This window comes from Mesorhizobium sp. CNPSo 4689 (assembly GCF_057784325.1).
Genome location: NZ_JBWLUZ010000007.1, coordinates 83,520 through 106,786, shown reverse-complemented (window position 1 = coordinate 106,786; position 23,267 = coordinate 83,520). Strand labels below are relative to the sequence as shown.

Sequence of the window (23,267 nt, the reverse complement as noted above, 5' to 3'; positions counted from 1 at the left end):
GCCGCAAGCCTTCTATGAAGCCTTGGCGCGGCGCGGCTCTCTCAGATGCTTGATGCCGCTCATCTCGACGAAGTTCGTCGCCGCTTCCCAGAGATAGTCGCCATAGAGGAACGGCTCGAAGGGGGTTGCGCCGGCAAGCGGCAGCGGCGCGATCTCGGCGTCGACGCGCGGCTCGTAGAAAAACGGGATTGAGAACCGCGCCGTTTTCGGCGCGATCACCCGGTGCCGCGTCGCCCTGACGCGCCCGCCGGTCCAGCGCTCAAGCAATTGGCCGAAATTGACAGCCAGCGTGCCGTCGGCGGGCGGCACGTCGATCCATTCGCCGGCGAGGTTCTTCGCCTGCAGGCCCTCGACGCCGTCCTGGGCGCAGCGTGACGAAACCTGAATCGGCATGTTCGCGCCCGATGACGGTGCGGGTCTCGCCCTTGTGGACGACCGAAAACTCCGGGCCACTCGTGTCGACGCCGCTGTTCGGGTCACGCAAAGGGTAGCGGATCAGCCGCAGCGTCGAGATGCCACCGTCGAAATCTGCGTCGAAGATCGTCTCCGGCAGGCCGAGCCCGCGCGCGACCGAGCGCATCAGCGCGTTGCCCACCGCTTCCATCGCCAGATAGTAGCTTGCGGCGGCCGCGCGCCAGCCCGGCAGCGCCTGCTCGGCGGGCAAGGGCGTCGGCTCGCAAAGCGGATCGTCGGAACGGGTCGTCCGCGCATGCGCAAGGTCCGGCCCCATGTCGATGCCTTCCTTGTAGGAGACGGCTGTCGGCTGCAGCGGGAACCAGCCGCGATAGACATTCTTCCTGGTCCGGTCGAAATTCCAGCGCAGCAGTTTCTGCTTTTCGGCCTCGGGCAGGGCGAAGATCTCGAGCAGGCGCGCCCGTTTCTGAGGCGTCAGCCAGGCATCGCCGGGGAAGTCGCGGACCGCCATGAAGCCGATGCCCGAAGCAGCGGCCATGATCGTGGCATCGGCGCGCTCGCGCTCGGGCGAGGGTGGTCCGAACAGATCTGCGATTCCGATGGTTTCGATGTCCTGCGCCATATGGCTGCCTCCCGAGCGGCTGGCCGCAAGCAGGCGCGGGGTCTGCCGTTCTGTCAATCCCATACCGGCACCCGTCATTGGGCCAATGGCGGCACCGCAACGCCACGGCCACACAACATCACTGCAACAGATGATGTCCCATCAAAGCTTTTGAATTGACGCTGCAATCTTCGCCGCTAGCGTTAGCCAATATCCCATGAAGGCATGGAGTGCGGCGATGGCAAGGTATGGTGGCGGGTGCCTGTGCGGCGCGGTTCGCTATAGCGCGGAGGCTACGCCGATCAACGAGCGCGTCTGCCACTGCCGGCTCTGCCAGAAGGTGATCGGCGCAGCCTTCAACGCGCGCGTGCTGTTCCGCATCGACGACGTGACCGTCGAAGGGCCGGTGGCGATGGTCAACACCTCGCCGGACCTCAAGCGCGGCTTCTGCGCGGCCTGCGGCACGACGATGTTTTCGCGGCGGGATTCCGCCGGCATCATCGGCATCACGACAGGCTCGCTTGACGATCCTTCGGTGTTCAAGCCGCAGATGCATATCTGGACGGCCTCGAAGCAGCCCTGGGTGCAACTCGACGACGGCCTGCCGCACTATGAAGGCGCGCCGCCTCCGAACTAGGATTTTCCCTCCTCCCACTGTGGGACAAGGGTGGGCGCCGGCGTTAACAGAATTTAATCCGAAACCACGAGATAGCCGGCAAAGCGTCATTGGCGAGCCATCATTGCCTGCTTATCTATCGGCTTGCGGGCCGGTATTCGAGGAGGCGACGGATGAGCGACAGCATCAACACCCTGGACGAGCTTTTGAACGACCCGATGGTCCGGCTCGTGATGGAGCGTGACCGCGTGCAGCCGGCGGAGCTTCGCATGTTGCTCGAAAGGGCCCGCGGGCGCACCGCCGAAGACGCGTCCGCCGATCAGCCGGTCGTGCCGCCGGCGCATGTCGTGGCCAGGACCTGCCTGCAGCAATGGTTGCTCGGATAAGAGCAATTCCAGGAAAAGTGTGCAGCGGTTTTCCGTCCGGAATTGCGTCAAAACAAGAGTATCAATCGCTGAACCGCCCCTCTTCTGCCGTCAGCCGGAATTCGCCGGCAAATAGCTGTAGTGGCTGCGGAAATAGGCGAGCCTGAAGCCGAGACGCGCATAGTTGCGATAGGCCGGTCCGTCGCGGTCGGGGTGCGGCGCCTCGATGTCGGCGACGAACAGCTTCGCGCCGGCGGCAATGCCGTCGCGAACCATCGCTTCGCCAAGCAGCGCGTCGAGATCGAAGCTCGGTGCCATGATGCCCGGCACCGGCGCGTCGATGCCGCTCCAGGCCATGCCGTCGGCGCCGATGAACAGCGAGCGCACCGCAACGACCGCGCCGTCCCGCTTCAGCATGTAGTGATGCCAGCCCAGCCGGCCGACCAGCGCCAGCAGCCAGGGCGAGGTCGGCAGCCGGTAACGGCTGTCGACGAAACCAGCCCATTCCTCTGCCGTTGCCGGCGTCACCCGTTCGACCGAATGCCCATCGGTCGGGAACAGCGGCTTGGGCGCCAGCGGTGTCGCGTCGCGAAAGATCCGTTCCCAGCCGCTCTGGCGCTGCAGGCCGCGCGCCTCGAGCCAGCATCTGAGTGACGACGGCTCCGCGTGCGGATTGGCATAGAACCACGGTCTCGCAATGCCGGCGGCACGGTAGTGCGCCAGGAGCGTGTCGAGCTGGCTTTCGGTGGCCGGGCGCTCGACGCCAAGATTCTTCACGCTGTTGAAATGGATGAACGGGATCGTCGTGCAGGTGGTCCAGACGAGATCGGCTTCCTCGGCGATCGACAGGCCTTGGCGCGCGGCGAAATCGGTAGGCGCGGCGGCGTAGAGGTCGTGCCAGGCATTGACCTCCGCGCGTTCGATGGCGCGGCTGAAGTCGCGGGAGACATCCTCCATTGCAATCGCGGGATGGTGCGGTTCGGGCAGGACAACGGGTTGCAATTCGGACAGTGCAGCGGTCGACATCGGTTCCTCCCAACTCACACCTTACGTTGTAAGATTAGCGAATGGTAATATTACCACGAAACTTGTCAAGCTGGATCGGGCGCACCCTACAAAACCGTGAATTGGATTCCCCGTCTCGCGACGCTATCCCACAGCCGGGATCGGCCGAAAGCGGCGCTTCCCATGCAATTTTCGCCTGGGAAGGATCGACATGGCTGACATCTGTACTCAGGGCCTGGACACCGGCTTCGTCGGCCTGGGCTACGCCAAGGTAGCGTTTCTCGGCGTGGTGCAAGGCATCACCGAATTGCTGCCGATCTCGTCCACGGCGCATATGCGCATCGTGCCGGCCGTGCTTGGCTGGCAGGATCCGGGCTCCGCGTTCTCCGCCGCCATGCAGCTTGCGGCCCTGGCGGCTGTGGTCAGCTATTTCTGGAGCGATGTCAGGGATATCCTGTTTGGTTCGCTCGACGCCCTGACGCGCCGCGATTTCGCCGACCGGCATTTCCGCCTGGCGCTGTGGATCGTGTTGGCAACCATTCCGATCGTCATTGCCGGCGTCGCGCTGTCGGGCCTGCTCAACGCCTGCAATTCGCCGCTGCGCAGCCTGAGCGTCATCGGCTGGGCCTGCATCGGCATGGCGATCCTGCTCGCGCTGGTCGAGATTTTTGCCCGCCACCGGCGAACCATCGGCGAAGCATCCATGGCCGACGCGCTGCTTGTCGGCGTCGCCCAGATCGGCGCCTTGATACCTGGCGTGTCGCGCTCCGGTTCGACCCTGACGGCCGCGCTCGGGCTTGGCTTCAAGCGGGCCGAGGCGGCACGCTTCTCCTTCCTGCTCGGGCTGCCGGCAATCGCGCTCGCCGGCCTCAAGGAATTGTGGGAGCTCCACAAGGTCCACCTCGATGCCCATGGCTGGTCGGTTCTCGCCGTCGGGCTCGTCGTCGCCTCGATTTCCGCCTTCTTTGCCATATGGGGCCTGATGAGCATTCTCGAGCGGTTCTCCGCCTGGCCCTTCGTCGTCTATCGCGGCGTGCTCGGCGTCGTGCTGCTGGTCGCGGTGGCGATGGGGTGGCTTGCCTAAAGTGCGCTGATATTCAGGTGATGCCGGCCTGCAAATGGCGGTTTCCTGCGCTTCCGGCGCTCACATACCCAACAGTATCTCCGCTCCGGTTCTCGGAACCCACCATTTTCGACGCGGCCTGACCTGAATCTCAACACACTTTATCGAACCGACGGCCGTCACCTGGAAATCTGTGTTGCGCGGCTACCACGCCTGCGATGCAAACGGTAAACCGTCTGTGATCGCCCTGCGCACGCATTGACTCGCTCGTGAATTCTCCCTTAGCTTTTTGTTAACAAACAACGGACGTGGGGCCGCAATGGCATCCTCTATGGGTTGGCATTGCGCGGCGCGGCTTGCAATAGCTCTGACGGCTTTCGCCTCTGTGCCGGGTTTGGCCAGCGCGGCCGGCCCGTCCATGATGGTCGGCGGTCCGACGTCCCAGCCAGTCGGCCACTATGATTTCTGCAAGATCCATCCCGCCGAATGTTCCATCCGCTCGCCCAACAACACGCCGGAGCATATGACCGGCAGGCTGTTGCGCGAGATCACTGCCGTCGATGCCTCGGTCAACACGCGCGTCAAGCCGATGAGCGACATGGACAATTACGGCAAGGAGGAATTGTGGGCCTATCCGGACAATGGCTTCGGTGATTGCGAGGACTATGTGCTGGAAAAGCGGCGCGAACTCATCAGCAGCGGCGTTGCCGTATCCAACCTGCTGATGACCGTCGTCCGCAAGCCGGACGGCGAAGGCCATGCGGTGCTCACCGTGCGCACGGACAAGGGCGACTTCATCCTCGACAACCTCAACGACAAGGTTCGCCTGTGGAGCGAAACCGGCTATCGCTACCTGAAACGGCAGGCGAGCGACAACACCGGGCACTGGGTCTCCATCCTCAGCGGCGACGAGACCCTGGTCAGCTCGGTCAAATAGCCCTGCCGCCAACCCGGCTTCAGTTTCTCCCGCAGACAAGGGCAGAGCAGAGCCGCGCTCGCTCACCATTTCGCTAATAATTGATTCAAACTTTGTTGGTAATTTCTCGTTAGGGAATTGCCAGTTGTCCGGCGGCGGTTGGTTGCCTTCGGTCTGTTGTGTTTTGCGTACAGGTCCAGATGCGGTTACCAGGCGTCGTCATTTTCTCGCTCGCGTCCCTGTGGCTTGCCGGCTGTTCTTCGACAGCGGGCGTCGATGCCCTGCAAATGCCGTCGAACGAGACGACCAGCTCCGTCGTACGGCCAAGCGTGCCCGTCGCGGCGGCCCCTGACACACCCGTTCTTCCGCCTATGTCGGACGAGGCCGCACCAGTGGCCGACAATGCGCCGCCCTTTTCCCTGGCCGAGGAAGAAGAGACGATCGCCACGGACACGCCGTTGCCGGAGGAGGCCATCGAGCCACCGGTCGAGCCGGTTGCGCTGGTGTCGCAGCCGAAGCGGCTGACGCGCGCAGCACCCCCGATGCTGGCCGGGCCGGTGACGCGCTACGGTTTCCGCGACGCCAAGCCGATCAATTTCGGCCGGGGGGCCTCGCCCCGGCACCTTGCCGTGCACGGCGTCGACGTCTCGCGCTGGCAGGGCAATGTGAACTGGGGCAAGCTGCGCGCCCAGGGCGCCAACTTCGCCTACATCAAGGCCACCGACGGCGGCGACCATCTCGATCCGATGTTCAGGACCAACTGGCGCAATGCCGATGCCGCCGGGCTGAAGCGCGGCGCCTATCATTTCTTCTACTGGTGCCGCACCGCCGGCGAGCAAGCCGACTGGTTCATCCGCAACGTGCCGCGGGTAGAAGGCGCGTTGCCGCCGGTGATCGATGTCGAGTGGAACGGCGACTCCTCCTGCAAGCGGCGACCGTCGCGCGCGACGGTGCAGGAAAAGATGCAGGTGTTCATGGACAAGCTGGAGCGACATTACGGCCAGCGGCCCATCATCTACACCAGCCCCGATTTCTATCGCGACAATCTGCGCGGCGCCTTCCTGGACTATCCGTTCTGGCTGCGCGCGGTGGCGCGGCATCCATCAAAAGTCTATCCCGGCCGCAAATGGCTGTTCTGGCAATATTCCGGCTCCGGCCTGTCGCACGGGGTGAGGGGCCGCATCGACCTCAACGTCTTCCATGGCGATGAGCGGCAATGGCGTGCCTGGGCCGGCGGCAGCCGCCAGATGATGGCCGACGCGGATTAGGACACCGTCCGCGTTCCAAGGTTTTGGCGGCAAATTTCAGCGTTTTTCTAACGATCCGCTCACCCTGTTCCTTAGCGGTCCCGCAACGCCCGATTGGTAACATCCACGTGATCGTGCATGTCGCCCCAAAGGCATGCCCTTAGGCCTGACCTGAGGGTGCGCAGCGGTTTTGAACAGCGACATGCTTCAAAACAATGGCGTGAGGGGTCGATGCGCAATCCGGTTCTGGCAGTCGCTTTTGTGGCCGCTCTCGGCTACGGATTTTTCAACACGCTCGGTCATATGCCGAGCGACAAGCCGGTCGCCATCCCCGACGCAGCACCTGGCGCCTCGCCGACGGCGCCGCGCCCGGTCCAGGAAAACGTCGTCGCCTACTACACGGGCGACGAGGCGATGCAGGCCGCCAAGAAGACTGGCCGCTCGACCCTGCCGCGGTTCCACAAACTGATCGCCGCCGGCACGCCCGGCACCTACACGGTGAAGTTCCCGCTGACGCAGAACGGCGCCACCGAGCATATCTGGCTGCAACTGCTCGGCTACAGCGACGGGACCTTCATCGGCCTGCTCGCCGACGAACCGGTCAACGGCAACAAATACAAGATCGGCGACAGGATGAAGGTGGCCGAAGCCGACGTCGAGGACTGGATGATCAAAAACGGCGGCGAAGTCTATGGTGGCTACACCGTACGCCAGGCGTTCGCCGACATGCCCAAGGAACAGGCCGCAAAGTACGGCATCACGTTCAAGGATTGAGGGCAGCGCCGCCTGAAAGCCTATCAGGCCTCGCGCCTTTCGCGCTCGCGTATCTCCGCCGTCTGCGCCAGCACCCAGTCCCGGAACACTTTGATCTTGGGTGTATTGCGGCGGCTTTCCAGGTGCACCAGCCAATAGCCATCGCCATCAGATCCAAGGACCTCGAATGGCTGTATCAACTGGCCCTTTGCCAGCAAGGCGCTGTAGATGTTGCGGGTGAGGATCGCAGCGCCCCGATCGGTCAGTGCCGCCATTGCATCGTAAGCCTGCGAACCGAGCGTCGGGCCCGCGATGACGCGATCGGGCTCGAAGGGTACGCCGGCTGCCTCGAACCAGTTTTTCCACCAGGGATCGTCGGCACAGCATAGCGCCACCTTGTAAAGATCCTCGGGGCGATGGATGCCGCCCACGCTCTCGGCCAGTTTCGGGCTGAGCATTGGCGTATAGTCTGCCTTGAACAGATAGTGAGCAGTCAGGCCGGGCCATTTTCCGGTGCCGGTGCGAATCCCGATATCCATGTCCTCGCGTGTGAAATCGACCAGCCGGGACGATGTGTTGACCTTCACGGCAAGGTCGGGATGCATCAACTGGAATGTTCCGAGCCATACGGCCAGCCGGTTCGAGGCAAATGTTTCCATGGTCGTCACGGACAGCACGCCGGTCGCTCCACCCTTCGTGGCAACCCATGCATCCGCCAAGGCCGAGAAGGCCCCTGTTGCGTGCGGTGCCAACTGCTGTCCGGCCTCGCCAGGGCGATCTGCCTTGTTTTCCTTATGAAAAGTGGCGTTCCGGCACGTTCTTCCAGCACCTTGATCTGATAGCTGGCCGCGGACTGGGTCATGCCGAGTTCTTCGGCCGCCTTGGTGAAGCTGCCCAGCCGCGCCGCGGCTTCAAAGACGCGAATGGCCCCTAACGGCGGCAGCTCCCAACTCATGACGCATCAATCCTCCTGATGCATGGTACGCGACGTTCGATTGGAAACCAAGGCCGGAAAACGGCATGCTTTGTCCATCAGATCGAACCCGAAAGGACACGGCAATGACCACCCTGTACAGCACGCTTCGTCGTCCGATGCTCGACCTCTTCGTCGCACCGTTCAGGCCCCGCAAACGCGGCCTGCTCGACCACCGTTCGCTGTCGGACCATTTCCTGCGCGATATCGGCATGCTCGATGGACATGTTCCTCCCGGAACCATTCGCTGAGGCAGCTCTTTGACCATGGATGCAAGGGAGGGAAAGATGGATGTGTCATCCGAGGCTCTGGCGAAGAGCCGGCAAACGATCAGTGCCTATGAGGACTATGCCGAACGCTACGATGCAATCGTGAGGCATGTCCCCAACGACAGAGAGCAGGCATCGCTGAAGCGTCTTGTGGCGATCGCCGGCACAGCCGGTCGGATTCTGGAAGTCGGGTCGGGAGCGGGATACGACGCGGACTTTCTGGAGGGCCTGGGCGTCAAGGTTCGCCGCACCGACGCGACAAAGCGGTTTCTCGAGTTGCAGGCCGCGCGCGGCAAGCAGGGTGAGCTTCTCGATCTCCTCACCGATGATCTCGGCGGCCCCTACGATGCCGTCCTGGCGCTCGCCGTCCTGATCCATGTGCCACGCGATCAGACTGACCAGGTCCTTGCCAAGATTGCCCAGTCGCTGCGGCCAGGCGGCGCCTTCCTCGTGTCGATGCGCAATGGCGATGGCGAGACGGGCGGCGAGTATCACACGGTCTACTGGCGCAGGGACGATTTCGCGGCCCGTATCGAAGCCGCCGGGCTGGTGCTTATCAGGGACGATTTCAATGTGGGCCGCGATCGCGAAGAGTGGAACACGTTCCTGGCTGTGAGGCCATCATGACGCGGCCGCGGGCTGGATGATCAGGAATCTGCGGCGGCTACACCACGTGTCAGGCGTTCGCGCCGAAGGAACAGGCTGAAAAGTACGGGATCACGTTCAAGGATTGAGGCGGGTGCGGCGCCTCTTTCCCTTCTCCCCTTGTGGGAGAAGGTGGATCGGCGCGCAGCGCCGAGACGGTTGAGGGGTGCTGGACGGAATGAGATGTCAGTTGTTTAGCGCCTGTGTGCCCGATTGGACGAAGGTTTCCGCCAAGTTGGAACACCCCTCATCCGACCGAGCTTCGCTCAGTCACCGTCTTACACAGGGGAGAAGGGGAGTCCACTTGCCCTACGTCTCTACATATTCCGCCAGGCTGACACCTTTAGGCACATCCAGCCCGTCGGCGCGCAGGCCTTCGATATGAAATCGTATGGCGTCGCGAATTTCGGTTTCCACCTCAGGCACCGTCGCGCCGGTCGCGATGCAGCCGGGCAAGTCCGGCACATAGGCGGAAAAGTTGTTGCCAGCTTTCTCAATCACCACCGCGTAGCGCATATCATCGCTCCTTTAAACCGGACTGCTTGAGGATGCTGTTTAGTGTTCCCGGAGCAATCTCTTCAGACGGCTTGCCGGCCACGGTAACGCGGCCGGCTTTGATTTCGTGCTATTGGCGATGGCTGCCCTTGGTTGCAACCAGATACCAGCCATCGGTCTCCAGCAAGCGAATGACTTCGCGGACTGTAAGCCGAGGTGGCATCTAGTTCTCAGCTGCACCCGCTCGTCGAACCACACGTGTCGCACTTCTCGCAGGTGCCGTTTCGCACCATGGTGAAGTTGTGGCATTCCGAGCATTCGTTGCCGGTATAGCCCTGCATCAGCGATTGCTGACGCCGGGTCTCGGCAAGTGCCTTCGCCTCAGCAGCTTCGTTTGCCGCTGCGTCGGTGAACAGCGCCGAAGCCCCCGATGCCTCGTCGGCCGTTTCTTCGTAGACGATGTCCTCGACCAGTTCCCTGGCCCGCTCCTCATAGTCGCGCTTGTAAGCGATGGCTTCGTCGCTGGCCGGCTTCAGCGCCAGCACGTTGGAACCCGAAAAGGCAGTCGGCACGGCGCGGGCAGGGGCGGTGGTCGGCGCCGTGCCGCCAAAGCCCTTGGGCTCTGCGCTGGCGCCCGACACCAGCTTAACCGGAGAAACGCCGCGGGTCAGGCCCTTCGAGAAGGGCGTTGCCTTGCCTTCGGTGATGCCGCGGCCGAGTGCCGTCTTGTCGAAATCCGACTGGTCGACATGGGCGAGGTCGTGGCGGCCGAGATAGGACACGGCAAGCTCGCGGAACACGTAGTCGAGGATCGACGTGGCGTTCTTGATCGCGTCGTTGCCCTGCACCATGCCGGCCGGCTCGAACTTGGTGAAGGTGAAGGCCTCGACAAATTCTTCGAGCGGCACGCCATATTGCAGGCCGAGCGAGATGGCGATGGCGAAATTGTTCATCATCGCCCGGAAGGCGGCACCTTCCTTGTGCATGTCGATGAAGATCTCGCCGATACGGCCATCGTCGAATTCGCCGGTCCTGAGATAGACCTTGTGACCACCGACGACCGCCTTTTGGGTGTAGCCCTTGCGGCGGTTCGGCAGCTTTTCACGGTCGCGATAGAGACGTTCCACCACGCGCTCGACGATCTTCTCCGTCACCTGCACGGCGCGCTGCGCGGCCGGAGCCTGGATCAGCTGCTCGACCATATCGTCCTCATCCTCGTCGCCATCGGCGAGCAGCGAGGAGTTGAGCGGCTGCGACAGCTTTGAGCCGTCGCGGTAGAGCGCGTTGGCCTTCAGCGCCAGCTTCCACGACAGCATGTAGGCGCCCTTGGCGTCTTCCACCGTCGCTTCGTTCGGCATGTTGATGGTCTTGGAGATAGCGCCGGAGATGAAGGGCTGCGCCGCCGCCATCATCAGGATGTGGCTGTTGATCGACAGCGAGCGCTTGCCGATCTTGCCGCACGGGCTGGCGCAGTCGAACACCGCCAGGTGCTCGGCCTTCAGGAACGGCGCGCCTTCCAGCGTCATCGCTCCGCAGACATGGATGTTTGCGGCCTCGATGTCCTTCTTCGAGAAGCCCAGCGCCGGCAGGATCTCGAACGAGAAATCGTTGAGCTGTTCGTCGGTGAAACCAAAGGTCTCCTTCACCCAGTCGGCGCCCAGCGTCCACTGGTTGAAGACGAACTTGATGTCGAAGGCCGACTTCAGCGCCGCATTCAGCGCCGCGATCTTGTCATCCGAAAAACCCTTGGCTTTGAGCGAGCCGGGGTTGATGCCGGGCGCCTGGTTGAGATTGCCGTGGCCGACCGCATAGGCCTCGATCTCGGCGATCTGGCTCTCGGAGTAGCCGAGCGTGCGCAACGCTTCCGGCACGGCGCGGTTGATGATCTTGAAGTAGCCGCCGCCGGCGAGCTTCTTGAACTTCACCAGCGCGAAGTCGGGCTCGATGCCGGTGGTGTCGCAATCCATGACCAGGCCGATCGTGCCGGTCGGCGCGATAACGGTCGCCTGCGCATTGCGGTAGCCATGCTCCTCGCCAAGCTCGATGGCGCGGTCCCAGGCGGCCTTGGCGTGCTCGGCAAGCGCCTGCTGCTTGAGGTCCGACGCGACCAGCGGCACCGGGTTGACGGCCAGCTTCTCGTAACCGTCCTTGTCGCCATAGGCGGCGCGGCGGTGGTTGCGCATGACGCGCAGCATGTTCTGGGCGTTGCGGTCATAGTCCGGGAAGGCGCCGAGCTCGGACGCCATCTCGGCCGAAGTGGCGTAGGCAGTACCCGTCATGATCGCGGTGAGCGCGGCGCAGATGGCGCGGCCCTCGTCGGAGTCATAGGGAATGCCCGAGGTCATCAGCAGGCCGCCGATGTTGGCGTAGCCGAGGCCCAGCGTGCGGTATTCGTAGGAGAGCTTGGCGATCTCCTTCGACGGGAACTGCGCCATCATCACCGAGATTTCGAGCACGATGGTCCACAGCCGCACTGTGTGCTCGTAGGCGGCGATGTCGATCGTTCCGTCGGCGTTGCGGTAGGGCAGCAGATTGATCGAGGCGAGGTTGCAGGCCGTGTCGTCGAGGAACATGTATTCCGAGCACGGGTTGGAGGCCCGGATCGCACCGGCCGACGCGCAGGTGTGCCAGTCGTTCATCGTCGTGTTGAAATGCAGGCCGGGGTCGGCCGACGCCCAGGCGGCATAGCCGATCTTTTCCCAGAGATCCCTGGCCTTCAGCGTCTTCAGCACCTTGCCGTCCTTGCGGGCGGTCAGCTGCCAGTCGCCATCCTGCTCGACGGCGCGCAGGAAATTGTCCTTCAGCGACACCGAGTTGTTGGAGTTCTGGCCGGAAACGGTGAGGTAGGCGTCGGAATCCCAGTCGGTGTCGTAAGTCTTGAACGACATCGACGTGTAGCCCTGCTTGGCGAACTGGATGACGCGGTAGATGTAGTTCTCCGGCACCGCGTCCTTCTTGGCCAGCTTGATCTCACGCTTCAGCGCGGTGTTGATCGCCGGATCGAAGCAGTCGTCGTCATGGCCTTCGCAGTTGACGCAGGCCTTCATGATCGCTTCGAGATGCTTCTTGACGATCTTGGAGCCGGTGACCAGCGAGGCGACCTTCTGCTCCTCATTGACCTTCCAGTCGATGAACTCTTCGATATCGGGGTGGTCGGCGTCGACGATGACCATCTTGGCGGCGCGGCGCGTCGTGCCGCCCGACTTGATGGCGCCCGCCGCGCGGTCGCCAATCTTGAGGAAGCTCATCAGGCCGGACGAGCGGCCGCCGCCGGACAGCTTTTCGCCTTCGCCGCGCAGGAACGAGAAGTTGGAGCCGGTGCCCGAGCCGTATTTGAACAGGCGCGCTTCACGCACCCAAAGGTCCATGATGCCGCCTTCGTTGACGAGGTCGTCCTGCACGCCCTGGATGAAGCAGGCATGCGGCTGCGGATGCTCGTAGGAGGACTTCGACTTGGTCAGCTTGCCGGTGAACGGGTCGACATAGAAGTGGCCCTGGCTCGGACCGTCGATGCCATAGGCCCAGTGCAGGCCGGTGTTGAACCACTGCGGCGAGTTCGGCGCCACCCGCTGAGTGGCCAGCATGTAGGCAAGCTCGTCGCGGAAGGTGCGGGCGTCGTCCTCGGACTTGAAGTAACCGCCCTTCCAGCCCCAATAGGTCCAGGTGCCGGCAAGGCGGTCGAAGACCTGACGCGCATCGATCTCGGAGCCATAACGCTCGGCCTCGGGGAGCTTGGCCAGTTCCGCCTCGTCGGCGACGGAGCGCCACAGGAAGGAGGGAACGTCGTTCTCCTCGACCTTCTTCAGACGCGCCGGAACGCCGGCCTTGCGGAAATATTTCTGCGCCAGGATGTCAGCCGCGACCTGGGAGAACTGCGCCGGCACATCGATATTGTCCAAGCGGAACACCACCGAGCCATCCGGATTCTTGATCTCGGAAAGCGCCTTGCGGAATTCGATCTCCGCATAGGCAGATTGTCCTGGCTTGGTAAAGCGACGCTCGATGCGCATTGGTCCGATCCCTTTTGTCTATATATAGCGCTTTTCCCCGGGATTTCTGCCCCAAAGCGAAACGCGCAGTCCGCCGTTGGCCGACGTCTTGACAACGCCGGCATCTCCTTTCGCAGCTTCCGCCCGTCCTGCTGGCCAGACTCCTTGCGAAGCGCCTGTCCAACCCACTGGCGACCCCTGCGGGTCCCTCAAATCTGAAACTTTTTGCTCGATTCCCCCGATCGAGGAATTTCACATTATCTAGCGCCGAACCTGCCTGCAAACACTAAATATAGTGTTAACAGAGTATTTTTTCCAGTCCGACAATTGTCCCTTTTCGCCACCCCTGGCCCCAACAACCCCAACGCTTCCGCCGGCCTCGTAACGGGCGGAAATGCGGGCAAAACGCACAAATTCCGGGAAAAAAGACCGGGCTCAGAACATTCCGGTCGCGCTCTCAACAGGAGCGCATGGCCTATAAAAGGCGACTCGTTTTGCGCCGTCAAGGATTCGTTTGCGTAGCTTTTGTGACCCCAATATCTTGTGTGTCACACATGTGGATAACGGGGACAGAATGGCGCCCCTGAAACCCCGGTAGCCCGGCCTTTGCGACCGCCATGCCTCGCTTTGGCCGCTACGTGCAACGGCTATGATCCCACCGCCTTTTCATTTAGCCCTCTATGTTCTATGTCTGCCCGTCGCGCGGGGGCGCGTCTTGTCAACTAGAAAAGCATCCGCTACGCCCCGCTCATGACAGTTACCGTCCGTTTCGCCCCATCGCCGACCGGCCGCATCCATATCGGCAACGCGCGCACCGCGCTGTTCAACTGGCTGTTCGCCTTGAACAACAAGGGCCGCTTCATCCAGCGCTTCGACGACACCGATATCTCCCGCTCGACGCAGGAGTTCGCTGACTCCATCCTTTACGACCTGCACTGGCTGGGGATTTTCCCCGATGTCACCGAGTACCAGTCGCGGCGCGTCGAGATCTACGATGCGGCGGTCGAGCGGCTGAAGGCGGCGCGCGTGCTTTATGCCTGCTACGAAACGCCGGAAGAGCTCGATCTTCGCCGCAAGGTGCGCCGCACGCGCGGCCTGCCGCCGGTCTATGGCCGCGAGGCGCTGACGCTGACGCCGGAGCAGGTGGCCGAATACCAGTCTGACGGCCGCAAGCCGCACTGGCGCTTCCTCCTGCCGAACTTCACCAGCGATCCGCTGCAGCCCGAACGCACCGAAATCCACTGGAACGATCTGGTGCGCGGCGAGGAGACCGTCGACCTCGCCTCGCTGTCCGATCCGGTGCTGCTGCGCGAGGACGGCACCTATCTCTATACGCTGCCTTCCGTCGTCGACGACATCGAGATGGGCGTCACCCACGTCATCCGCGGCGACGACCATGTCACCAACACCGGTGTGCAGATCGCCCTGTTCCAGGCGCTGGAGGCCGCGCCGCCGGTTTTCGGCCACCACAATCTCCTGACAACGGCGTCGGGCGAGGGGCTGTCGAAGCGCACCGGCGCGCTGTCGATCGAAAGCCTGCGCGAGGACGGCATCGAGCCGATGGCCGTCGCCTCGCTGGCCGTGCTGGTCGGCACCTCCGAAAATGTCGCCACCATGCCTGACCTGGCCGAGCTTGCGGGGCATTTCGATCCGGCCGCGACCTCGAAATCAGCGGCGAAATTCGATCCGGACGAACTCTTCGTGCTCAATCGGGCACTGATTCACAACATGCCGTACTCCGAGGCGCGCGACCGGCTGATCGTGCTCGGCGTCTCCGGCGACAAGGCCGAGCCGTTCTGGCTGGCGGTGCGCGGCAATCTCGACAGGCTGGCCGATGCGGTTCAATGGTGGCGCATCCTCGGCGAGGGGCCGGAGGAGCCGCCGGAGCTTTCCGGCGAAGACCGCGACTTCCTGCGTGAGGCGTTCGACCTGTTGCCGGAAGAGCCGTGGAACGGCACCGTCTGGAAGGACTGGACCGGCAAGATCCGGGAGGTGACGGGCCGCAAGGGCAAGGCGCTGTTCATGCCGCTAAGGCTCGCCCTTACTGGACAGCCTTCCGGGCCGGAGCTTGCAGATCTATTGCCCCTGCTGGGTCGGGAAGGAACGCTGGCCCGACGACCCTGACCTTGCGCTGGTCTGGCGGCAACGCCGAGACCGGCGAGGTGGCGGGCTTTTCGGCCATACGCTTGATCGTGTCGCGGTCGAGCCCGCCCTCTGCATTGGCGAGCGTCTCGGGATCGGCGCCCGGATCCGGCTTGTTGGCCGGCACCGGAGTGAACGGCGTGGTCGTCGCATCGGGGACGGATTGTTCCGGGCTTGGCGGATTGCCGGCGATGATCTCGAAATTCCCAGCCTGAGCATTGCAGCCGCAGGCCGGCGGCCTGGGCATATTGGTCTGCTTGTAGAGATAGGCCGTTGGCATTTCGCTATAGGGCCTGCCGGTAACCGACGATGTCATGTTCGCCGAATCCTCATCCATGCCGCGGGTGTAGAAAACCTGCATCTCGGTGCCGGGGCAGCTCGATTCGCAGTTCTTCTGGTCGCGCTCGAAGTCGCCGAGCGAGGCGGCGTTCGACATCGGGAAGAAATAGCCGTCGCAGGTACGCACGCACATGGTGCGGTACTCGCCGCTCAGCCGCGGCAGGTCCATGCCGTCGGGCTGGTTGATCACCCGGCGTATTGCTCGCTCTTCGTCCGGATAGTCGGGTTGCTCGAGCGCTTCGAGATGGCCGCTGCCGCCGAAAAGCTGGTCGAACAGGTTGCCGTTGCCGCCTTCGCGGGCCGCTTCCTGGATCGGCGCGCGCCGCGGAGCCTCACGGCAGCCATTGGCGTCGAGCGCCGCGAGGATACGGCTGCGGTCGCGTCGCGTTCCGCCGCCGGCAAGCCGCCCGCGCTTTGCCTGCAAGGCGTCGAGATTGGCATTCATGCGATCGATGGTGGCGTTGAGTGCGGCGCATTCGCTGACGCTGCGGGAAAACAGCGAGAAGCCGCAGCCGGCACTGCTGGCCTGTCCCCGCGCCTTGGCCAGCTGCTGGCGCTGGCGGGTGATGGCGTCGTCATATTTGCGGATCAGGCCCGGCTTGCCACCGCCACCATTCGAGGCGGCCGCAAGCTGGGCTTCGAGCTGGCGGCAGGCGCGCGAGGCGGCTTGCGGCTCGGTGACGCCAACGACCGATGCCGCGAGCGCGCCAAGCAGCGCGGCAAGGTGCGTCAGCCTCAACCCTGCGCCCGCCATGTGCCCCAAAACTCCGCTTGCCTGTTCGCCACGAAACTAACGCGACCGCGGTTAACCGCGCCTTAGTCTGCGACCAAACGCAATCGAATCTGCAACCAAACGTGACGGCAGCCTACCGCCAAATGCGGCCTTAGCCCAGATTGACGACAGCCTGTGCCTTGTGCGCCGCCTCGACCACGGCGAGCGCGGTCATGTTGACGACGCCGCGCGAGGTCACCGAAGGCGTCAATATGTGTGCAGGCTTGTCGGTGCCGAGCAGGATCGGCCCGACATGCAGCGCATCCATCATGGCGCGCAGTGCGGTGAGCGTGATGTTGGCCGAATCGAGGTTCGGAAACACCAACAGATTGGCTTCGCCCTTCAGCCGCGAATGCGGATAGACGCGCTGGCGCAAATGCTCCGACAGCGCCGAATCGGCATGCATCTCGCCGTCGCACTGGAGCTCCGGCGCGATGCGCGCCAGGATCGCCGCCGCCTGGCGCATCTTCAGCGCGCTCGGTGAATCGCGCGAGCCGAAATCCGAATGCGACAGAAGTGCTGCCTTGGGCTCGATGCCGAAGCGCTGGATCTCCTCCGCCGCGAGCACCGTCATCTCGGCGATCTCTTCCGCCGTCGGGTCGACCGAGACATGCGTGTCGGTGAGGAAGATGATGCCGCGCTGCGAGATCAGCATCGACAGCGTCGACAGATCCCGGTCCTTGATGCCCGCGCGTGGCCCGATGATCAGGGTGACGTTGCGCAGATGCCGCTCGAAACGGCCTTCGAGACCGCAGACCATGGCATCGGCATCGCCGCGCTTCAGCGCAAGGGCTGCGATCACCGTGTTGTCGGTACGCACCATGGTGCGTGCGGCTTCCGTCGTCACGCCGCGCCGGCCGGCAAGCTCGATCAACAGGTCGACATAGTGGCGGTAGCGCGGATCGTCCTCGGGGTTGATCAGGCCGAAATCGACGCCCGGCTTGATGCGCAATCCATAGCGCTTCAGCCTGACTTCGATGACGTGCGGACGGCCGATCAGGATTGGCTCGGCAATGCCTTCCTCCAGCACCACCTGGGCGGCGCGCAGCACGCGCTCGTCCTCGCCCTCGGCATAGATGACGCGCTTGGAGCTCGACGCCTTGGCCGACGAGAACACCGGCTTCATCACCAGGCCAGAGCGGAAGACAAAGCGGTTCAGCTTGTCGATATAGGCGGCGAAGTCGGTGATCGGCCTGGTCGCCACACCGGTGTCGCAGGCCGCCTTGGCGACCGCCGGCGCGATACGCAGGATCAGCCTAGGGTCGAAGGGCGAGGGGATCAGGAAATCGGGTCCGAAGATCGGCGTCTCGCCCGAATAGGCGCGCGCTGCGACGTCGGACGGTTCCTCGCGGGCGAGTGCGGCGATCGCCCGCACCGCCGCCATCTTCATCTCTTCATTGATGGCGCTGGCGCCGCAGTCCAGGGCTCCACGAAAAATGTAAGGAAAGCACAGTACGTTGTTGACCTGATTGGGAAAATCGGAACGGCCAGTGCAGATCATCGCGTCGGGCCGCGCCGCCCGCGCGGCCTCCGGCATGATCTCCGGATTGGGGTTGGCCAGCGCCAGGATCAGTGGCTTCGGTGCCATATGCTGCAGCAGTTCCGGTTTCAGCACGCCGGCGGCCGACAGGCCGAGGAAGACATCGGCGCCCGAAATCACATCGGCCAGCGTTCGCGCTGCAGTATCCTTCACATAAGGATCCTTCCAGCGGTCCATCTCGTCCGTGCGTCCCCTATAGGCGACGCCGAAGCGGTCGGTGACCCAGATGTTCTCGACCTTGGCGCCGAGCGAGACCAGCAGATTGAGGCAGGCCAGAGCGGCGGCACCAGCGCCCGAGGTGACGATCTTGATGTCGGAGATGGTCTTGCCGGCGAATTCCAGCCCGTTGAGCACCGCGGCGGCGACGATGATCGCCGTGCCGTGCTGGTCGTCGTGGAACACCGGTATGCCCATGCGGGCCTTGAGCTGTTCCTCGACCTCGAAGCACTCGGGCGCCTTGATGTCCTCGAGGTTGATGCCGCCGAAGGTCGGCTCCAGCGCCGAGATCGTCTCGACCATGCGCTCTATGCCGGGCGCGTCGATCTCGATGTCGAACACGTCGATGCCGGCGAATTTCTTGAACAGCACCGCCTTGCCTTCCATGACAGGCTTGGAGGCGAGCGGGCCGATATTGCCGAGGCCAAGCACCGCCGAGCCGTTGGAGACGACGCCGACCAGGTTGGCGCGCGCCGTGTAGTCGGCGGCGGTTGCCGGATTGTCGCGGATTTCGAGGCAAGGGGCGGCGACGCCGGGCGAATAGGCAAGCGCCAGGTCGCGCTGGTTGCCGAGCGGCTTCGTCGCCTGGATTTCGAGCTTTCCGGGGGTCGGGTGCTTGTGGAAGTAGAGTGCGGCCTCGTCGAGGTCCGACCGGGCCGTCTTCTTGTTCTCGCTGTCCATACCGGCCCTCCCTGCGATGTTGCTTCGCTGCCTTTTAGCATGCGGCATCGGTTTTTCGCGACGCCAAATGACGCAAGCGCGAAGGAAAGGGTCAAGGTCGAAAAGACTGAGCTATTGCAATCTTTTGTGTTGAGATCCTGCGAGAAAGCCGGACCTTGCGTCAGAATGCACTGACGTAGAGGCCGCCATCGACCGGAATGTTCTGCCCGGTCAGGTAGCCGGTATGAACCGAGCACAGGAAGGCGCAGATCTGGCCGAACTCCTCCGGCGTGCCGAGCCGCTTGGCCGGCACGTCGGCGCTGATGCGGGCTTTGCGCGCGGCCGCCGCCGCCGGGTCTTCCGGCGTCCCGGCTTCATGCGGGCCGCGCAGCCGGTCGGTGTCGAGCTTGCCGGGCAGCATGCTATTGATAGTCACGTTGCGGTCGATCACGGTGCGGGCCACGCCGGCCAGGAACGAGGTCAAGCCGGCGCGCGCGCCGGACGACAGATCGAGGCCGGGGATCGGCACATAGACCGACAGCGAGGTGATGTTGACGATGCGGCCGAAGCCGCGCGCCGCCATGCCGTCGATGACCGCCTGGATCAGCTCGATGGGGGTCACCATGTTCTGGGTGACGCCTTCGAGGATCTTCTCGCGGTCGAGCGTGCGGAAGTCGCGCAGCGGCGGGCCGCCATTGTTGTTGACGAGGATGTCGGGATCGGGGCAGGCGGCAAGCATCGCCTTCTGCACTTCGGGCTTCGAGACGTCACCGAGGATCTCGGTCACCTTGACGCCGTAGCGATCACGGATGTCCTGGGCGGTCCTGGCCAGCAGCTCGCCATTGCGGCCGTTGACCACCAGATCGCAGCCGGCCTCGGCCAGCGCCATGGCGCAGCCGCGCCCAAGTCCTTTGCTTGATGCGCAGACGATCGCCTTCTTGCCGCGAATGCCGAGATCCATGGTGATTTTCTCCTCTGATCAAGCGCGGCACGCTAGCTCTTCAGCTGGACCAATCGCAACCGTCATACGGTTGTTGCATGAATCGGGGCATAGGCTGCGCGAAAGCAACGGTGACGATCTGATGTCTGGCCCAGAGCCCCGCACTTTCCGCAGCATGTTCATCTCCGACGTCCATCTCGGCTCGAAGGCGGCCAAGGCCGACTTCCTGATCGATTTCCTGCGTCATCACGACGCCGATATCATCTATCTCGTCGGTGACATTGTCGATGGCTGGCGCCTGAGGCGCAGCTGGCACTGGCCGCAGAGCCACAATGACGTTGTGCAGAAATTGCTGCGCAAGGCGCGCAAGGGCGCCAACATCACCTACATTGCCGGCAATCACGACGAGTTCGCCCGCCAGTTCCAGGGCGTGCATTTCGGCGGCATCGTCGTCGCCGACCGTGCCATCCACGAGACCGCCGACGGCAGGCGCCTGCTGGTCATCCATGGCGACCAGTTCGACACCGTCGTCCACAATGCGCGCTGGCTGGCCTATCTCGGCGACTACGCGTATGACGCAGCCATGCTCGTCAACAGGGTGGTGACGCGGCTTCGCCAGTTGCTTGGCCTGCCTTACTGGTCGTTTTCGTCCTGGGCCAAGGTCAACGTCAAGAAGGCGGTGAACTTTATCGGCTCGTTCCAGACCATGCTGACGGAGGAAGCGCGCCGCTCGCATGTCGACGGCGTCATCTGCGGCCACATCCACCATGCCGCGATCGAGAACTACGAGGACGTGCAGTACATCAACACCGGTGACTGGGTGGAAAGCTGCACGGCGGTGGTCGAGCATTTCGACGGCCGGATGGAAATCCTGCACTGGGCCAAAGTCCTGCCCGAGGCCCCGGACGAACCGTTCATTCCGATGCTCATCGAGGACCGGGTGGTCGAAGCGGCCTAGGCTAGGCGGTTTCCGGCTCTGGGATTAATCGATTAGTCCAACCGGTTTCGCCCGGTTTTTCTCCATGTTAATGGTCGATTGCGCTGCTGGCCGTCTGGTAGAACGCGGCGTAATTGGATCGATTCATGTCACTGCCGCCGCTTTCACCCGAACAGCTCGTCAAGCCGCGCCATTTCGAATTGCGCATGACCCTGATCTTCTTCACGCTGTTCGTTTCACTCGGCACCCATCTGCCTTATTTCCCGCTGTGGTTGCAGGCCGAGGGTTTCCATGCCGAACAGATCGCGGTCATTTTGGCCGCGCCGATGTTCCTGCGCGTGCTGACGACGCCGCTGCTCACCGCCCTGGCCGACCGGGCGAAGGACCGCGCCAATGTCTATGTCGTGCTCGTCGCCGCCACCATGGTCATTTCCGCCGGCTATTTCCTTAACCCCACCTACGCCATGGTGCTCGCGGTATCGCTGGCGCTGACCATCGTCTGGACGCCGCATTCGCCGATCGCCGATTCGCTGGCGCTTTCGGGCGTGCGCCGGTTCGGCTCCAACTACACTGCCATGCGCAAATGGGGCTCGATCTCCTATCTCTGCGCCAATATCGCCGGCGGCTTCATCCTGGCCTGGACCGGCCCCAAGGCCGTGCCGGCGATCATCTTCGTTGCCCTTGCCGCGGCGCTTCTGGCCGGATTGCTGGCGCCGCGCCTTGGCCGTCCGCGCCGCGCTTCGCCGCTTTCGGCCACCGACATCCAGCATTCGGCGCCAAAGCTGCTCAATGCCTATTTTCTCTATTTCACCTTCGGCGTCGGCATCATCACCGCCAGCCATGCCTTTCTCTACGGCTTCGTGTCGATCTACTGGAAATCGATTGGCATCAGCGATTCGGTCGTCGGGCTGCTGTGGGCCTGGGGCGTGGTCGCCGAGGTCTGCATGTTTTTGTTTTTCAACCGCATTTTCGCCTCCGTTTCCGTCGTCCAGGTCATGGTGATCGCCGGCATCGGCTCGATCGTGCGCTGGATCGCCTTTCCACTGATCTGGCCGCTTGGCCTTGGCGTCGCCGGCTTCTTCGGCGTCCAGACGCTGCATTCAGTGTCGGTGGCGATGGTTCTGATCGGCCTGCAGAAGATGATCGGCGAAACCGTCTCCGAAGAGCGCACGGGTGCTGCGCAAGGCATCGCCTATTTCTTCAACGGCTTCTTCATGGCCGTGGTCACGCTGGCGTCGGGCCCACTCTACGACCGCCTCGGCGTCGACGGCTTTCTGGCCATGATCCCGATCGCCATCATCGGACTGGTGCTGATCGGGCTCGCCGCGCGCTCAGCCCCAAAGCGCCCTGTCAGGGGGTGAGACCAGCGACCCCTCGTAGACGAGGCCGGGCTCGCGGTCGCGGGCCAGCAGCAGCGCGCCGTCGAGATCGACGAAATCGGCGCCTTGGGCCAGCAAGACGGCCGGCGCCATCGCCAGCGACGTGCCGACCATGCAGCCGACCATGACGCCGAAGCCGAGCTTGCGGGCCCGGTCGCGCAGCACCAGCGCCTCCGTCAGGCCGCCCGACTTGTCGAGCTTGATGTTGACGGCGTCGTAGAGACCAACCAACGCTTCGAGGTCCTTGGCCTCGTGCACGCTCTCGTCGGCGCAGATCGGTACCGGATGCGCGATGTGCCGCAAAATACCATCACGGCCGGCGGGAAGCGGCTGTTCGATCAGCGCGATGCGCTGCGCGGCGGCGAATGCGAGGTTTTCGACGATATTCTCATCGGTCCAGCCCTCATTGGCATCGAGGATAATGCGGCTGTCCGGCGCCGCTTCCGTCACGGCACGAATGCGGGCGATATCATTGTCGCCGCCGATCTTGACCTTGAGCAGCGGTCTTGCGGCATTGGCGCGCGCCTGCGCCGCCATCGCCTCCGGCTCACCGAGAGACAACGTGTAAGCCGTCTCGAGTGCTTGCAACGGAGCCTTGCAAATGCTGGCTGCCACAGGCTTGCCGCTTGCCTTTGCTTCCAGATCCCAGAGCGCGCAATCTATGGCGTTGCGGGCAGCTCCTGCCGGCATCACATCAAGCAAAGCAGCGCGACTGATTCCGTCGGCGATCCTCTCGCGCATAGCCTCGATCGCCTCGCGCACGCCCTCCATGGTCTCGCCATAGCGTCTGTAGGGAACGCATTCGCCGCGCCCGATATGGCCGTTCTCGCCGATCGTCACGGTGATGACTTCGGCTTCCGTCTTGGACCCGCGTGAAATGGTGAAGGTGACGGCGATGGGAAAACGCTCGGATTCGACCGAAATGACACGCGCCATATTTTTCTTCTCAGGCTATGCGACAACGGCATGCCGGCAAATGACAGGCTGGTTC

General features: G+C 63.4%; 20 protein-coding genes and 2 pseudogenes. 11 read left to right on the top strand and 11 right to left on the bottom strand.

Features of this window, described 5'->3' with window-relative positions:
• Positions 1-12 precede the first annotated feature (12 nt).
• Both AC04SI_RS13360 and AC04SI_RS13355 read right to left on the bottom strand, forming a co-directional pair.
• Positions 13-309 carry a 2OG-Fe(II) oxygenase family protein gene (locus tag AC04SI_RS13360; RefSeq protein WP_404277053.1) on the bottom strand — a complete coding sequence of 99 codons (297 nt, stop codon included), beginning with the start codon at positions 307-309 and terminating at the stop codon, positions 13-15.
• Positions 260-1,036 (bottom strand): isopenicillin N synthase family oxygenase, encoded by a 777-nt coding sequence (locus AC04SI_RS13355; RefSeq protein WP_404277051.1) that lies wholly within the window; start codon positions 1,034-1,036, stop codon positions 260-262. The genes AC04SI_RS13360 and AC04SI_RS13355 overlap by 50 nt, the downstream gene beginning before the upstream one ends.
• 217 nt (positions 1,037-1,253) lie before the next feature.
• On the opposite strand from AC04SI_RS13355, the gene AC04SI_RS13350 reads away from it, so the two are divergent.
• Positions 1,254-1,652: a GFA family protein gene (locus tag AC04SI_RS13350; RefSeq protein ID WP_404277049.1), complete on the top strand. Its 399-nt coding sequence runs from the start codon at positions 1,254-1,256 to the stop codon at positions 1,650-1,652.
• Positions 1,653-1,804: 152 nt separating this feature from the next.
• A complete protein-coding gene (locus tag AC04SI_RS13345) occupies positions 1,805-2,017 on the top strand; it encodes a hypothetical protein (RefSeq protein WP_006206072.1) in 213 nt (70 codons plus the stop codon).
• A gap of 90 nt (positions 2,018-2,107) precedes the next feature.
• Here AC04SI_RS13345 and AC04SI_RS13340 read toward each other — a convergent pair whose 3' ends face one another.
• Positions 2,108-3,022: a hypothetical protein gene (locus AC04SI_RS13340; protein ID WP_404277047.1), complete on the bottom strand. Its 915-nt coding sequence runs from the start codon at positions 3,020-3,022 to the stop codon at positions 2,108-2,110.
• Positions 3,023-3,212: 190 nt separating this feature from the next.
• Here AC04SI_RS13340 and AC04SI_RS13335 point away from each other — a divergent pair, with 190 nt between their 5' ends.
• The 4 genes from AC04SI_RS13335 (at position 3,213) to AC04SI_RS13320 (ending at position 7,001) form a co-directional block, all read left to right on the top strand.
• Positions 3,213-4,085, top strand: coding sequence for an undecaprenyl-diphosphate phosphatase (locus AC04SI_RS13335; RefSeq protein WP_404277045.1), 873 nt, complete (start codon positions 3,213-3,215; stop codon positions 4,083-4,085).
• Between the two features lie 298 nt (positions 4,086-4,383).
• Positions 4,384-5,001 carry a transglutaminase-like cysteine peptidase gene (locus AC04SI_RS13330; protein ID WP_404277044.1) on the top strand — a complete coding sequence of 206 codons (618 nt, stop codon included), beginning with the start codon at positions 4,384-4,386 and terminating at the stop codon, positions 4,999-5,001.
• Positions 5,002-5,180: 179 nt separating this feature from the next.
• A complete protein-coding gene (locus AC04SI_RS13325; protein ID WP_404277042.1) occupies positions 5,181-6,248 on the top strand; it encodes a GH25 family lysozyme in 1,068 nt (355 codons plus the stop codon).
• Positions 6,249-6,458: 210 nt separating this feature from the next.
• Positions 6,459-7,001 carry a DUF2314 domain-containing protein gene (locus tag AC04SI_RS13320; RefSeq protein ID WP_404277040.1) on the top strand — a complete coding sequence of 181 codons (543 nt, stop codon included), beginning with the start codon at positions 6,459-6,461 and terminating at the stop codon, positions 6,999-7,001.
• A gap of 23 nt (positions 7,002-7,024) precedes the next feature.
• On the opposite strand, the pseudogene AC04SI_RS13315 reads toward AC04SI_RS13320, so the two are convergent.
• A pseudogene (locus tag AC04SI_RS13315) lies at positions 7,025-7,935 on the bottom strand (LysR substrate-binding domain-containing protein).
• A 104-nt stretch (positions 7,936-8,039) separates the two neighbouring features.
• Here AC04SI_RS13315 and AC04SI_RS13310 point away from each other — a divergent pair.
• Entirely contained in the window at positions 8,040-8,204 is a 165-nt protein-coding gene (locus AC04SI_RS13310; RefSeq protein ID WP_404277034.1) for a hypothetical protein, read from the top strand.
• 36 nt (positions 8,205-8,240) lie between these two features.
• Positions 8,241-8,849: a class I SAM-dependent DNA methyltransferase gene (locus AC04SI_RS13305; protein WP_488474306.1), complete on the top strand. Its 609-nt coding sequence runs from the start codon at positions 8,241-8,243 to the stop codon at positions 8,847-8,849.
• Between the two features lie 327 nt (positions 8,850-9,176).
• On the opposite strand, the gene AC04SI_RS13300 is transcribed toward AC04SI_RS13305, so the two are convergent.
• The 3 genes and pseudogenes from AC04SI_RS13300 to AC04SI_RS13290 all read right to left on the bottom strand — a co-directional run bounded on the left by AC04SI_RS13300 (position 9,177) and on the right by AC04SI_RS13290 (position 13,372).
• Entirely contained in the window at positions 9,177-9,383 is a 207-nt protein-coding gene (locus tag AC04SI_RS13300) for a type II toxin-antitoxin system HicB family antitoxin (protein ID WP_404277032.1), read from the bottom strand.
• A gap of 1 nt (position 9,384) precedes the next feature.
• A pseudogene (locus tag AC04SI_RS13295) lies at positions 9,385-9,585 on the bottom strand (type II toxin-antitoxin system HicA family toxin).
• Between the two features lie 7 nt (positions 9,586-9,592).
• Positions 9,593-13,372, bottom strand: a complete 3,780-nt coding sequence (locus AC04SI_RS13290) for a vitamin B12-dependent ribonucleotide reductase (RefSeq protein ID WP_404277030.1) — start codon at positions 13,370-13,372, stop codon at positions 9,593-9,595.
• Positions 13,373-14,101: 729 nt separating this feature from the next.
• Between AC04SI_RS13290 and gltX the strand changes: the two genes are divergently transcribed.
• Positions 14,102-15,475 (top strand): glutamate--tRNA ligase, encoded by a 1,374-nt coding sequence (gltX, locus tag AC04SI_RS13285; protein WP_404277028.1) that lies wholly within the window; start codon positions 14,102-14,104, stop codon positions 15,473-15,475.
• Here the strand turns inward: gltX and AC04SI_RS13280 are convergent.
• The 3 genes from AC04SI_RS13280 to AC04SI_RS13270 all read right to left on the bottom strand — a co-directional run bounded on the left by AC04SI_RS13280 (position 15,393) and on the right by AC04SI_RS13270 (position 19,981).
• Positions 15,393-16,586, bottom strand: coding sequence for a DUF2865 domain-containing protein (locus AC04SI_RS13280; protein WP_404277027.1), 1,194 nt, complete (start codon positions 16,584-16,586; stop codon positions 15,393-15,395). The genes gltX and AC04SI_RS13280 overlap by 83 nt on opposite strands.
• A gap of 130 nt (positions 16,587-16,716) precedes the next feature.
• Positions 16,717-19,041: an NADP-dependent malic enzyme gene (locus AC04SI_RS13275; protein ID WP_404277025.1), complete on the bottom strand. Its 2,325-nt coding sequence runs from the start codon at positions 19,039-19,041 to the stop codon at positions 16,717-16,719.
• A 160-nt stretch (positions 19,042-19,201) separates the two neighbouring features.
• The gene (locus AC04SI_RS13270) at positions 19,202-19,981 is read right to left on the bottom strand and encodes an SDR family oxidoreductase (protein ID WP_404277023.1); all 780 of its coding nucleotides are present in this window, start codon (positions 19,979-19,981) and stop codon (positions 19,202-19,204) included.
• Positions 19,982-20,102: 121 nt separating this feature from the next.
• On the opposite strand from AC04SI_RS13270, the gene AC04SI_RS13265 reads away from it, so the two are divergent.
• Together AC04SI_RS13265 and AC04SI_RS13260 are read left to right on the top strand one after the other, a co-directional pair.
• The gene (locus AC04SI_RS13265; RefSeq protein ID WP_081482303.1) at positions 20,103-20,918 is read left to right on the top strand and encodes a UDP-2,3-diacylglucosamine diphosphatase; all 816 of its coding nucleotides are present in this window, start codon (positions 20,103-20,105) and stop codon (positions 20,916-20,918) included.
• A gap of 125 nt (positions 20,919-21,043) precedes the next feature.
• Entirely contained in the window at positions 21,044-22,258 is a 1,215-nt protein-coding gene (locus AC04SI_RS13260) for an MFS transporter (protein ID WP_404277020.1), read from the top strand.
• Here AC04SI_RS13260 and dgcA read toward each other — a convergent pair.
• The gene (gene dgcA, locus AC04SI_RS13255) at positions 22,229-23,212 is read right to left on the bottom strand and encodes an N-acetyl-D-Glu racemase DgcA (RefSeq protein WP_404277019.1); all 984 of its coding nucleotides are present in this window, start codon (positions 23,210-23,212) and stop codon (positions 22,229-22,231) included. The two genes, AC04SI_RS13260 and dgcA, sit on opposite strands and share 30 nt — an antisense overlap.
• Positions 23,213-23,267 lie beyond the last annotated feature (55 nt).

Bases quoted from the DNA above. Each gene is read 5' to 3' on its own strand.
- AC04SI_RS13320 (WP_404277040.1), top strand. From the start codon at position 6,459: ATGCGCAATCCGGTTCTGGCAGTCGCTTTTGTGGCCGCTCTCGGCTAC.
- gltX (WP_404277028.1), top strand. From the start codon at position 14,102: ATGACAGTTACCGTCCGTTTCGCCCCATCGCCGACCGGCCGCATCCAT.
- AC04SI_RS13300 (WP_404277032.1), bottom strand. From the start codon at position 9,383: ATGCGCTACGCGGTGGTGATTGAGAAAGCTGGCAACAACTTTTCCGCC.
- AC04SI_RS13325 (WP_404277042.1), top strand. From the start codon at position 5,181: ATGCGGTTACCAGGCGTCGTCATTTTCTCGCTCGCGTCCCTGTGGCTT.
- AC04SI_RS13260 (WP_404277020.1), top strand. From the start codon at position 21,044: ATGTCACTGCCGCCGCTTTCACCCGAACAGCTCGTCAAGCCGCGCCAT.
- AC04SI_RS13270 (WP_404277023.1), bottom strand. From the start codon at position 19,981: ATGGATCTCGGCATTCGCGGCAAGAAGGCGATCGTCTGCGCATCAAGC.
- AC04SI_RS13355 (WP_404277051.1), bottom strand. From the start codon at position 1,036: ATGGCGCAGGACATCGAAACCATCGGAATCGCAGATCTGTTCGGACCA.
- AC04SI_RS13275 (WP_404277025.1), bottom strand. From the start codon at position 19,041: ATGGACAGCGAGAACAAGAAGACGGCCCGGTCGGACCTCGACGAGGCC.
- AC04SI_RS13310 (WP_404277034.1), top strand. From the start codon at position 8,040: ATGACCACCCTGTACAGCACGCTTCGTCGTCCGATGCTCGACCTCTTC.
- AC04SI_RS13330 (WP_404277044.1), top strand. From the start codon at position 4,384: ATGGCATCCTCTATGGGTTGGCATTGCGCGGCGCGGCTTGCAATAGCT.
- AC04SI_RS13335 (WP_404277045.1), top strand. From the start codon at position 3,213: ATGGCTGACATCTGTACTCAGGGCCTGGACACCGGCTTCGTCGGCCTG.
- AC04SI_RS13350 (WP_404277049.1), top strand. From the start codon at position 1,254: ATGGCAAGGTATGGTGGCGGGTGCCTGTGCGGCGCGGTTCGCTATAGC.
- AC04SI_RS13290 (WP_404277030.1), bottom strand. From the start codon at position 13,372: ATGCGCATCGAGCGTCGCTTTACCAAGCCAGGACAATCTGCCTATGCG.
- AC04SI_RS13340 (WP_404277047.1), bottom strand. From the start codon at position 3,022: ATGTCGACCGCTGCACTGTCCGAATTGCAACCCGTTGTCCTGCCCGAA.
- AC04SI_RS13265 (WP_081482303.1), top strand. From the start codon at position 20,103: ATGTCTGGCCCAGAGCCCCGCACTTTCCGCAGCATGTTCATCTCCGAC.
- AC04SI_RS13345 (WP_006206072.1), top strand. From the start codon at position 1,805: ATGAGCGACAGCATCAACACCCTGGACGAGCTTTTGAACGACCCGATG.
- AC04SI_RS13280 (WP_404277027.1), bottom strand. From the start codon at position 16,586: ATGGCGGGCGCAGGGTTGAGGCTGACGCACCTTGCCGCGCTGCTTGGC.
- dgcA (WP_404277019.1), bottom strand. From the start codon at position 23,212: ATGGCGCGTGTCATTTCGGTCGAATCCGAGCGTTTTCCCATCGCCGTC.
- AC04SI_RS13305 (WP_488474306.1), top strand. From the start codon at position 8,241: ATGGATGTGTCATCCGAGGCTCTGGCGAAGAGCCGGCAAACGATCAGT.